This is a genomic window from Nocardioides aquiterrae (genome assembly GCF_039526625.1).
Taxonomy (GTDB): Bacteria; Actinomycetota; Actinomycetes; order Propionibacteriales; family Nocardioidaceae; genus Nocardioides; species Nocardioides aquiterrae.
In genome coordinates, this window is sequence record NZ_BAAAJE010000012.1 from 75,704 (window position 1) to 84,995 (window position 9,292).

Below are 9,292 nucleotides of genomic sequence, written 5' to 3' on the forward strand. Positions count from 1 at the left end.
CGGCTCAGAGATCCAGTTTGTAGCCCAGCCCGCGGACCGTGACGAGGTACTTCGGCTCGCTCGGGTCCGGCTCGATCTTGGCGCGCAGCCGCTTCACGTGGACGTCGAGCGTCTTGGTGTCGCCGACGTAGTCCGAGCCCCACACGCGGTCGATGAGCTGGCCGCGGGTGAGCACCCGGCCCGGGTTGCGGAGGAACATCTCCAGCAGCTCGAACTCCTTGAGCGGCAGCCGCTGCTGCTGCCCGTCGACGGTCACGACGTGCCGCTCGACGTCCATCCGCACCGGGCCGGCCTCGAGGGTCGCGGGCGCGAGGTCGGGCTCCTGGCCGCGGCGCAGCACGGCGCGGATCCGGGCGACCAGCTCGCGCGGCGAGTACGGCTTGGTGACGTAGTCGTCGGCGCCCAGCTCGAGGCCCACCACCTTGTCGACCTCGTCGTCCTTGGCGCTCACCATGATCACCGGCACGCTCGACGTCTGCCGGATCTGCCGGCACACCTCGGTGCCGGGCAGGCCGGGCAGCATCAGGTCGAGCAGCACGATGTCCGCGCCGTTGCGCTCGAACTCGGTCAGCGCGGAGTTGCCGTCCGCCGCGATCGCGACCTCGTAGCCCTCCTTGCGCAGCATGTAGGCGAGAGCGTCGCTGTAGCTCTCTTCGTCCTCGACGACGAGTACGCGGGTCATCGGCCTGCCTCCTGTGTTCTCGGGGCCGAGCTGTGGCGGGGCAGGGTCAGCGTGAACGTCGACCCCTGCCCCTCGACCGACCACACCCGGACGTCTCCGCCGTGGGTGGCCGCTACGTGCTTGACGATGGACAGGCCGAGGCCGGTGCCACCGGTGGAGCGGTGCCGGGCCGGGTCGACCCGGTAGAACCGCTCGAAGATGCGGTCGATCTCGCCCGCCGGGATGCCGATGCCCTGGTCGACGACCGAGATCTCGACCATGTCGTCGTCGGCCTTCGTGGAGACCAGCACGGTGGCGTCGCAGTCGGAGTAGGAGACCGCGTTGGCCACCAGGTTGGCGACGGCGGCGGTCACCTGCTCCTCGTTGCCGAAGACCTCGAGGTGGGGCGTGCCACCGGTCACGACGGAGATCCGCTTGGCGTCGGCGTCGATCGCGCTGGTGTCGACCGCGATCTTGATGACCTCGTCGATGTCCACCGGGATCGGCGCGTCCAGCGGCTCGTCGCCCTGCAGCCGCGACAGCTCGATGACCTGCTGCACGAGCCGCGAGAGCCGGTCGCTCTCGGTGAGCATCCGGTCGGAGAAGCGCTTCACGGCCTCGGGGTCGTCGGCGGCGTCGTGCACGGCCTCGGCGAGCAGCCGGATCGCGCCGACCGGGGTCTTGAGCTCGTGGCTGACGTTCGCGACGAAGTCGCGGCGTACCGCCTCGACCCGGCGCTCGCGGGTCCGGTCCTCCACCAGCGCCAGCACCAGCCGCGCGCCGAGCGGGGCGACCCGGGCGGTCACGTGCCGGGCGGGGGCGCCGGAGCGTCCCATCAGCAGCTCGGTCTCGCGGATCTGGCCGTCGCGGCGCACCTGGCGGACCAGCTCGGCGAGCTCCGCGGACGCCAGCGAGGTGCCGCGCACCAGCCCCATCGCGTACGCCGGCGCGGAGGCCTTGAGCACCACGTCGCTGTCGTCGACGAGGACGGCGCTGCTGCGCAGCACGGAGAGCACGGTCGCGACGCCGACGGGGACCGCCGGCTCCTCGACGGGCGTGACCGCGTGCTGCTGCCGGTCGCTGACGTGCCACGCGAGCACGGCGCCGCCGGCGACAACGGCTCCGATGAGCGCGGCGAGGAACGCCTGCGTCGTCGGATCCACCTCTCAATCGTACGAGCCAATTCATCCCGAGTTCGCCGTCGAGCCCGCACCTACCAGATGTTCACTCCGCGTTCATGCTGCGGCCCGGGCTGGACACCTGACCGACCTAGGCTGCGGAGCATGCGAGAGGCATTCCACGAACAGCTCGACCGGATCTTCCGCGACCTCGCCGCCATGTGCGGCGACGTCGAGACGTCGGTACGGCTCGCCACCGAGGCGTTGCTCCGCGGCGACGCCGGCATCGCCGAGCGGGTCATCAGCGGCGACGTCGACATCGACCGGACCCGGGAGAACATCGAGGCCTCCGCGTTCCTCCTGCTCTCGCTGCAGCAGCCGGTCGCCAGCGACCTGCGCACGGTGGTCGCCGCGCTGCGCATGGTGAGCGACCTGGAGCGGATGGGCGACCTGTCCGTGCACGTCGCGAAGATCGCCCGGCTGCGCGTGCCGAACGTCGCCGTACCGGCCCCGATGCGACCGACCATCGAGCGGATGGCCGAGGTCGCCGAGGAGATGGTGCGCCGGGTCTCGAAGGTGATCACCGACCGCGACGTCGAGGAGGCGCTCGCGCTGGCGCACGCCGACGAGGAGATGGACCGGCTGCGCCGCACCACGTTCGCCGAGATGCTCTCCGCGGACTGGCCGCACGGCGTCGAGGCCGCGATCGACGTGGCCCTGCTCGGCCGCTACTACGAGCGGATCGCCGACCACGCCGTCTCGGTCGCCCACCGGGTGGTCTTCGTCGTCACCGGCGAGAACCCGGCCTCGGTCGGCGCCTGAGCGGAGACGCGTCAGCGGATCCGCTGATGGTGGTCGAGCGAGCCGCGCGACCGAGGAACGAGGTCGCGACCGGCGTGTCGAGACCCAGTCGCAGTCCCAGTCGCAGTCCCAGTTGCAGTCCCGAGCGATTTCGACGCGCCCGTCGCGACCTCCTCCGTCGGTCGCGGGGCTTGCTCAATCTCGCTGAGCCCACGCGTCGAGCGACTTCGTCGCTCGACGCTGCTCAGCGACCCTGGTTGGCGACGGCGGCGGCAGCGGCCGCGGCGGCGTCGGGGTCGAGGTAGCGGCCCCCGGGGACGGTCGGCTCCAGGTCGTCGTCGAGCTCGTAGACCAGCGGCATGCCGGTGGGGATGTTGAGGCCGGCGATGTCCTCGTCGCTGATGCCGTCGAGGTGCTTGACCAGCGCCCGCAGGCTGTTGCCGTGCGCGGCCACCAGCGTGACCAGGCCGGCGCGGAGGTCGGGGACGATCGCGGACTCCCAGTACGGCAGGAACCGCTCGATCACGTCCTTGAGGCACTCGGTGCGCGGCATCTCGTCGCCGAGGTCGGCGTACCGCGGGTCGCCGTCCTGCGACCACTCGCTGCCGGGCTCGATCGGCGGGGGCGGGACGTCGAAGGACCGGCGCCAGAGCATGAACTGCTCCTCGCCGTACTCCTCGAGCGTCTGCTTCTTGTTCTTCCCCTGCAGCGCGCCGTAGTGCCGCTCGTTGAGCCGCCACGACCGCCGGACCGGGATCCAGTGCCGGTCCGCGACGTCCAGCGAGATCGCCGCGGTGTTGATCGCCCGCCGCAGCAGCGAGGTGTGCACGACGTCCGGCAGCAGGCCGGACTCGCGGATCAGCTCACCGCCCCGGACCGCCTCGCCGCGCCCCTTCTCGTTGAGCGGGACGTCGACCCAGCCGGTGAAGAGATTCTTGGCGTTCCACTCGCTCTCGCCGTGGCGGAGCAGGACGAGCGTGTGGGTCATCGGGGTGGCTCCGATCAGTGCTCGGCGGTGTCGGGCGACTCGGCGGTGCACTCGTCCGACGTGGCGGTGCCGTCGCCGGACGTGTCCAGGCCCTCGTACTCGTGGCACGGCGGGTAGACCGGCACGTGGAGCTGCACGTTCGAGCCGTCGCCGAAGCCGATCTCGAGGTCCAGGAACGCGCCCGTGGCGACCCGGTCGCCCTCGAGCACCACGCCGCCGTCGGTGGCCAGGTTGACCAGCCCGCCGGCGTCGACCTGGATCGGCTGGAAGTCGGTGACCTGGAGGTCGGCGTCGTCACCGGTGCCGGCGATCGACGAGACCGTGGCGGTGTTCTTCGAGTCGTTGTTCGCGAACGACGCGATGAAGGTGCCGGAGCCGGCCTGCGCGGACACGACCACCGCGCCGAGGACGTCGACCTGGGCGTCGCGGTCGTTCGTGCCCGCGCCGGGGGTGTAGACCCGGTCGGTCGGGTAGTCGAAGCCACACGAGGTGAGGACGGTGGCGAGCGCGAGCGCTCCCGCGGCGGCGAGCACGCGGGCGGACATGCGGAGCTGCATCTTCAGGGCCTTCACGGGTCGACTCGACGGGTGCGGCGACAGCCTAGCGGTCGGGGAACGGGCCTACTGAGCCAGCCCGACGCTGTTGCCGACCACCAGCATCGCGGCCACGGCCAGCACCGTCCACGCCAGCGCCAGCACCAGCAGCGGGGTCGCTCCGATGCGCAGCGCGATCCGCAGCGGCAGGTGCCGGCGGCCGTCCTCGTGGTCGGCCACCAGCCCCGGGAGCGCGCACAGCACGTGCACGCCGACGCCGAGCAGCGCCGCGAGCGCCACGAGGACCGGCTCGGGCGGCTCGCCGGTGGCGGCGCCGCCCCAGCCGCCGTACGAGAGGAAGAACGGGTACAGCGCGAACGCCGCGGCCCACGGCAGCCACGAGAGCCAGCCGTTGCGCAGCACCACGTTGCCGACCAGGCCGACCCCGACCGAGGCGAGGTACGCCGCCCCGGCCGTCACGCCGTTCTGGATGGAGAGGGGTACGACGAGGAGCACGCCGCAGATCAGCGCGAACCAGGCCGTGCCCGGGTCGAGGTAGCCGTCGGCGAGCGGCTTGCCGCTGGGCAGCCGGGACGCGTCGCGGCGCCGGTCCACGAGGTCGTTGTGCCAGCCGAGGACCGCCTGGCCGACGAGCACGGTCGCGAGCACCAGCGCCACCTCGCGCCCGGGGCGCCCGCTGATCGCGGCGGCGATTGCGAGCCCGCCCGCCGTGATCACCGCCTGGCGCGGGTGGGCGGCGCGGAGCAGCAGCACGGGGGTCGTGTGCGCGAGTGCGCGCCGCCGCTCCCGCCGGGCGAGAGGCTCGGTCGTCATACCCCGCAGTATCACCCGCAGATCCCTCAGACCCGGTCAACTGCGCGGGAAACGCCGTGCCGCGAGGGCCGCCACCACACGAACCACGGTTCTGTCAAGCCTGGATTGTGCCCCTGACCTGCGCAAACGCTCCGGGAGCACCTTCGAACGCGTGTTAAACTGGACGCCTAGGAAGGGGTACCTGACATATGACTTTCACTGTCGGCGAGACGGTTGTTTACCCGAATCACGGAGCCGCGGTCATCGAGGACATCGAGACCCGGACGATCAAGGGAGAGGACCGGCAGTACCTGGTACTCCGCATCGTCGCCCAGCAGGACCTGGTGGTGCGCGTCCCGGCCTGCAACCTCGATCTGGTGGGCGTTCGCGACGTCGTGGACAAGGAGGGCCTGGACCGCGTGTTCGACGTCCTCCGTGCGGCCCAGGTCGAGGAGCCGACCAACTGGTCGCGGCGCTACAAGGCCAACCTCGAGAAGCTGCACAGCGGCGACGTCATGAAGGTCGCCGAGGTCGTGCGTGACCTGTGGCGCCGGGAGCGCGACCGCGGCCTGTCCGCCGGCGAGAAGCGGATGCTGGCGAAGGCGCGGCAGATCCTCGTCTCCGAGCTGGCCCTGGCCGAGCACACCAACGAGGACAAGGCCGAGGCCCTCCTCGACGAGGTTCTCGCCTCCTGATCCACCGTTCGAACCGTCGACGAGGCCCCCGGAGCGATCCGGGGGCCTCGCGTCTTTCTGGCAGCGTGCATTTGTAGGGTCGGGGCGTGGAGACCCCAGCGCTCGGCACCGTCCTCGAGCAGGACCGCGGCCACCTGCCGTTCGCGCTCATCCACGGCGAGGCGCTGGTCGCCGCGGCCGCCTGGGCGCTCGGCGAGGCCGGTGTCACGCCGGTCGACACCGGTACGACGTGGGCGGCGCTGGTCGCCGCCGGAGAGCCGGTCGTCCTCCACGACCCGCTGTGCCCGATGACCCCGCCCGACTTCATCGCCGCCTGCGTCGAGGAGGCGGCCGAGAAGGACTGCGTCGTCGTCGGCGTCCGCCCCGTCACCGACACGGTCAAGGTCGTCGAGGACGGACTCGTCGGCGAGACGCTCGACCGCGGCCGGCTGGTCGCGGTCGTCTCGCCGGTGGTGCTGCCGCCCGCCGTGGTCGCGGCGCTCGACGGGCTCCCGACCACCGACTTCGCGGCGCTGGTCGCCGAGCTGCGGCGCCGTCACCCGGTCGAGCTGGTCGACGCGCCCCCGGCCGCGCGCCGGGTCGGGTCCGAGGAGGACGTGCGCGTGCTGGAGGCGCTCACGCGAGCCTGAGCGCTGCGCGACAACCTTTCGCCCGGCCCAGCCCCTTTCCCGAGCGGGGGCGGGGACCGGAAGGAAGCGAGCGGTGCCAGCAGTGGTGTCTGATGTCGGCGTGAGCACGCCGGGGACCCCGTCGTTCGAGGAGTTCGTCGCCTCGCGCGGGGACGCCCTCTGGCGCAGCGCCTGGCTGCTCACCGGCGACGGCCACCTGGCCGAGGACCTCGTCCAGGCGGCGCTGGCCAAGGCGTGGCCCCACTTCGACCGCACCGGTCCGGGTTTCGAGGCGTACGTGCGCCGGGTCATGTTCACGACCTACGCCGCGTGGTGGCGCCGTCGGTGGAACGGCGAGCGGCCGACGGCCGAGCTGCCCGAGCGCTCCGCCGAGGTCGCGGATCTCGACGGCCGCCGCGACCTGGTCGCCGCCCTGGCGCAGCTGCCGAAGGGACAGCGCGCCGTCGTCGTGCTGCGGTGGTTCGAGGACCTCACCGAGGCCCAGGCCGCGCAGACCCTCGGCGTCAGCGTCGGCACGGTGAAGAGCCAGTCCGCACGCGCACTGAGGTCCCTCCGCAGCCTCCTGGACCCGAAGGAGCCCGGTGATGACCGACCAGCGTGACGAGCACTGGCTGCGCGAGCGGCTGGCAGCCGCCGTCCCCGATGCCCCGTCCGTCCCGGGTCGGGCGGCGAGCGCCCGAGACCGCCGCCGACGGCAGGTACGCCGCACGACGGCCCTGACCGTCGCGGGTGCGGTGCTCGTGGTGCTGGCGACGGTGGTGCCTCTCGCGCTGCGCCCGCCCGCGGACGAGGGCGGTCCGACGACCCCGTCCCCCACGGGCGCGCAGACGTCCGGTGCCGGGCCAGACCTGACCTGCGGTCGCTCGAACCGTGGGGGCGGTGGCGGAGTCCCGCCGGACGGAGCTGTCGCGATACGCCTCTGCGACGAGCCCGGGATGCACGGCGCGCCCGCGCCCACCGACGTGCTCACCAGCGGGATCGCCCGCGTGCTGGGCTCACTGCGTGACCTGCCGGCCGCGACGGTGTGCATCGGTGGCCTGGGCAGCCGCTACACGATGCTGGTCGGGTACCCCGACGGCACGGTCCGTCACGTCGGCCTCGACATGTCCGCGTGCGGGACGGTGACGATCGGCCGCGCGACCTTCGGGAGGCCGGACCGGCCCTACGAGGCGTTCCTTGCCGCCATCCGGGCGCAGCGGCGGACCACCGCGCCGCCCGACGCGCCGGTGGCGGCCCCGACCTGTCCCCGGTTCGGCGGCGGGACCAGCCCGCTCGGCGAGCCCGGTCAGATCGTCGCCGCCCGGCTGTGCGTGGGCTACGGGGAGCCGGGTAGTGGGGAGACGAGCGTCGAGGTGCCGGCCGACGACCTGGACGCACTGCTCGTCTCCTGGGCTGCCGACCCCCACCACCCGGCCTCGAAGGGTCCGGGTTGCTCACCTGTGACTCCGAGCTGGGAGCTCGCCGGCGTGAACGCCTGGGGCGACCGCGTCATCGTCGAGGCCGAGTGCGGCGTCCCCCGCTACGGCGACGACGAGGTGGTCCTCGACGAGGAGGCGCAGGGCATCATCGACCGCCTCGTGCTGCGGGCCGGGTTCCCTTCTGCGGCGTCGGTCGTCCCCGGCGACGTCGCCTGGAAGACCGCCGAGGCCTACATCGACGACGTCAACTTCGGGCATCGCGAAGCAGCGGCCGCGTTGTGGCAGGGCGATCCGCAGCTGCCGGCGGACGGCACGGTGCTCGACCTCGTGCTGGCCCCACCGGGTTGCCGCAGCCTGACCGTCGAGCCCTGGCGCTTCGCGTGGTCGTGTCGCTACCGCGCTGCGAGCACGGGCGCCACCACCACCTTCACCATGGTCCGCGACGCGAGGGACGAGATCTGGCGGATCTCGTCCGTGTCGTGACGGCCGGCGCGCGGCGGGCTCACGCGAGCCTGAGCGCCAGCTCCAGGTCCTCCGGGAACGTGATCTTCAGGTTGCGCGGGCTGCTCGGCACCGCCACCACCGGCAGGTCCGTGTAGCGCGCCCAGCAGGCCGCGGTGTCGGTGCCCTCGAAGCCGTCCGCCTCGGCCCGCGAGTACGCCGCGAGCAGCTCGGCCGCCCGGAACGCCTGCGGCGTCTGCACGCCGTCCAGCTCGGCGGGCAGCTCGCGGCCGTCGAGGGCGAGCAGCCCCGGCAGCCGCACGCAGGGGATCGCCCCACCGCGCCCGCGGGCCGCGTCGACCGTCGCCGCGAACAAATCCCGGCCCGCGAGCGGCCGCGCCCCGTCGTGGATCGCCACGACGTCGACCGACCCGTCCTCGATCTCGGGGCGCAGTGCGACCAGCGCGTTCCACTCCGAGGCGTGCCGGCTCGCGCCGCCCTCGACCACGCCGACCGCCGCGTCGCCGAGGTACGGCGCCAGCGCGTCGGCGACCTGGTCGTGCTCGCCGGGACGGACCACGACCAGCACCCGGCGGACGCCGTCGAGCGCGAGCGCGTCCTGCACCGACCAGGCCAGGACCGGGCGGTCGCCGAGCGGCAGCAGCACCTTGTTGGAGCCGGCGCCGACCCGCTGGCCGGCGCCCGCGGCGAGGATCACGACGGCGGCGGGCACCCGGCGAGTTTTTCACGGCCGTCACACGGCGAAACAGCCCCGTCACACCGCGCGCCTAGGTTTCCGGGCATGTGGCAACCGGTGTGCCGCCTGGCCGAGCTCGAGGTCGAGCGCGGCGCGACCGCGCTCGTGCACGGACAGGCGGTCGCGATCTTCCGCACCCAGGACGACCGGGTCTACGCGCTCGGGAACCACGACCCGTTCGCGAAGGCGTCGGTGCTGGCCCGCGGGATCGTGGGCGTCCGCGACGGGATCCCGTTCGTGGCCTCGCCCGCGCACCGGCACGCGTTCGACCTGCGCAGCGGCAGGTGCCTGGAGGACGACCACGTCTCGGTGCCCGCGTACGACGTGCGCGTGGTCGAGGGGGTGGTGCTGGTCGGCGGCCGCAAGGACGCCGCCGCCTAGGTGTACCCAGCCAGGACGTTGGTAGCGGGCGCGTCGGCTTGAATGGGTGAGAGCCCC

General features: G+C 72.9%; 12 protein-coding genes. 6 read left to right on the forward strand and 6 right to left on the reverse strand.

Translation table 11 applies throughout. The annotated features are described in order from the left end of the window. Positions 1-4: 4 nt before the first annotated feature. Both ABD086_RS13245 and ABD086_RS13250 read right to left on the reverse strand, forming a co-directional pair. On the reverse strand, positions 5-682 hold the full coding sequence (locus tag ABD086_RS13245; RefSeq protein ID WP_343908025.1) for a response regulator: 678 nt from the start codon (positions 680-682) through the stop codon (positions 5-7). Then, positions 679-1,824 (reverse strand): sensor histidine kinase, encoded by a 1,146-nt coding sequence (locus ABD086_RS13250; RefSeq protein WP_343908026.1) that lies wholly within the window; start codon positions 1,822-1,824, stop codon positions 679-681. Before ABD086_RS13250 ends, ABD086_RS13245 begins: the two co-directional genes overlap by 4 nt. Before the next feature lie 120 nt (positions 1,825-1,944). Between ABD086_RS13250 and phoU the strand changes: the two genes are divergently transcribed. Beyond that, complete coding sequence (gene phoU / locus ABD086_RS13255) at positions 1,945-2,601, forward strand: phosphate signaling complex protein PhoU (protein ID WP_343908027.1); 657 nt, start codon at positions 1,945-1,947, stop codon at positions 2,599-2,601. 223 nt (positions 2,602-2,824) lie between these two features. Here phoU and ABD086_RS13260 read toward each other — a convergent pair whose 3' ends face one another. From ABD086_RS13260 to ABD086_RS13270, 3 genes are read right to left on the reverse strand one after another with little or no spacing between them, the layout of a single operon-like run. Continuing rightward, entirely contained in the window at positions 2,825-3,568 is a 744-nt protein-coding gene (locus ABD086_RS13260) for a phosphoglyceromutase (RefSeq protein WP_343908028.1), read from the reverse strand. Positions 3,569-3,582: 14 nt separating this feature from the next. After that, positions 3,583-4,140, reverse strand: a complete 558-nt coding sequence (locus ABD086_RS13265) for a hypothetical protein (protein ID WP_343908029.1) — start codon at positions 4,138-4,140, stop codon at positions 3,583-3,585. A gap of 48 nt (positions 4,141-4,188) precedes the next feature. Continuing rightward, positions 4,189-4,935, reverse strand: a complete 747-nt coding sequence (locus ABD086_RS13270; protein ID WP_343908030.1) for a UbiA family prenyltransferase — start codon at positions 4,933-4,935, stop codon at positions 4,189-4,191. 188 nt (positions 4,936-5,123) lie between these two features. Between ABD086_RS13270 and ABD086_RS13275 the strand changes: the two genes are divergently transcribed. From ABD086_RS13275 to ABD086_RS13290, 4 genes are all read left to right on the forward strand, one after another. After that, positions 5,124-5,609, forward strand: a complete 486-nt coding sequence (locus ABD086_RS13275) for a CarD family transcriptional regulator (protein WP_343908032.1) — start codon at positions 5,124-5,126, stop codon at positions 5,607-5,609. 86 nt (positions 5,610-5,695) lie between these two features. Next, a complete protein-coding gene (locus ABD086_RS13280) occupies positions 5,696-6,238 on the forward strand; it encodes a 2-C-methyl-D-erythritol 4-phosphate cytidylyltransferase (RefSeq protein ID WP_343908033.1) in 543 nt (180 codons plus the stop codon). Positions 6,239-6,338: 100 nt separating this feature from the next. Then, positions 6,339-6,839, forward strand: a complete 501-nt coding sequence (locus tag ABD086_RS13285; protein WP_343908034.1) for a SigE family RNA polymerase sigma factor — start codon at positions 6,339-6,341, stop codon at positions 6,837-6,839. Next, the gene (locus ABD086_RS13290) at positions 6,823-8,139 is read left to right on the forward strand and encodes a hypothetical protein (RefSeq protein ID WP_343908035.1); all 1,317 of its coding nucleotides are present in this window, start codon (positions 6,823-6,825) and stop codon (positions 8,137-8,139) included. The genes ABD086_RS13285 and ABD086_RS13290 overlap by 17 nt, the downstream gene beginning before the upstream one ends. 19 nt (positions 8,140-8,158) lie before the next feature. Here the strand turns inward: ABD086_RS13290 and ABD086_RS13295 are convergent, their stop codons facing one another. Continuing rightward, a complete protein-coding gene (locus tag ABD086_RS13295) occupies positions 8,159-8,830 on the reverse strand; it encodes an IspD/TarI family cytidylyltransferase (RefSeq protein ID WP_343908036.1) in 672 nt (223 codons plus the stop codon). Positions 8,831-8,899: 69 nt separating this feature from the next. Here ABD086_RS13295 and nirD point away from each other — a divergent pair, with 69 nt between their 5' ends. Beyond that, complete coding sequence (gene nirD / locus ABD086_RS13300) at positions 8,900-9,235, forward strand: nitrite reductase small subunit NirD (protein ID WP_343908037.1); 336 nt, start codon at positions 8,900-8,902, stop codon at positions 9,233-9,235. Positions 9,236-9,292 lie beyond the last annotated feature (57 nt).

What these genes read in the sequence shown, in the direction of transcription:
- ABD086_RS13245 (WP_343908025.1), bottom strand. Translation starts at nt 682, where the DNA reads ATGACCCGCGTACTCGTCGTCGAGGACGAAGAGAGCTACAGCGACGCT.
- phoU (WP_343908027.1), top strand. Translation starts at nt 1,945, where the DNA reads ATGCGAGAGGCATTCCACGAACAGCTCGACCGGATCTTCCGCGACCTC.
- ABD086_RS13260 (WP_343908028.1), bottom strand. Translation starts at nt 3,568, where the DNA reads ATGACCCACACGCTCGTCCTGCTCCGCCACGGCGAGAGCGAGTGGAAC.
- ABD086_RS13270 (WP_343908030.1), bottom strand. Translation starts at nt 4,935, where the DNA reads ATGACGACCGAGCCTCTCGCCCGGCGGGAGCGGCGGCGCGCACTCGCG.
- ABD086_RS13275 (WP_343908032.1), top strand. Translation starts at nt 5,124, where the DNA reads ATGACTTTCACTGTCGGCGAGACGGTTGTTTACCCGAATCACGGAGCC.
- ABD086_RS13290 (WP_343908035.1), top strand. Translation starts at nt 6,823, where the DNA reads ATGACCGACCAGCGTGACGAGCACTGGCTGCGCGAGCGGCTGGCAGCC.
- nirD (WP_343908037.1), top strand. Translation starts at nt 8,900, where the DNA reads ATGTGGCAACCGGTGTGCCGCCTGGCCGAGCTCGAGGTCGAGCGCGGC.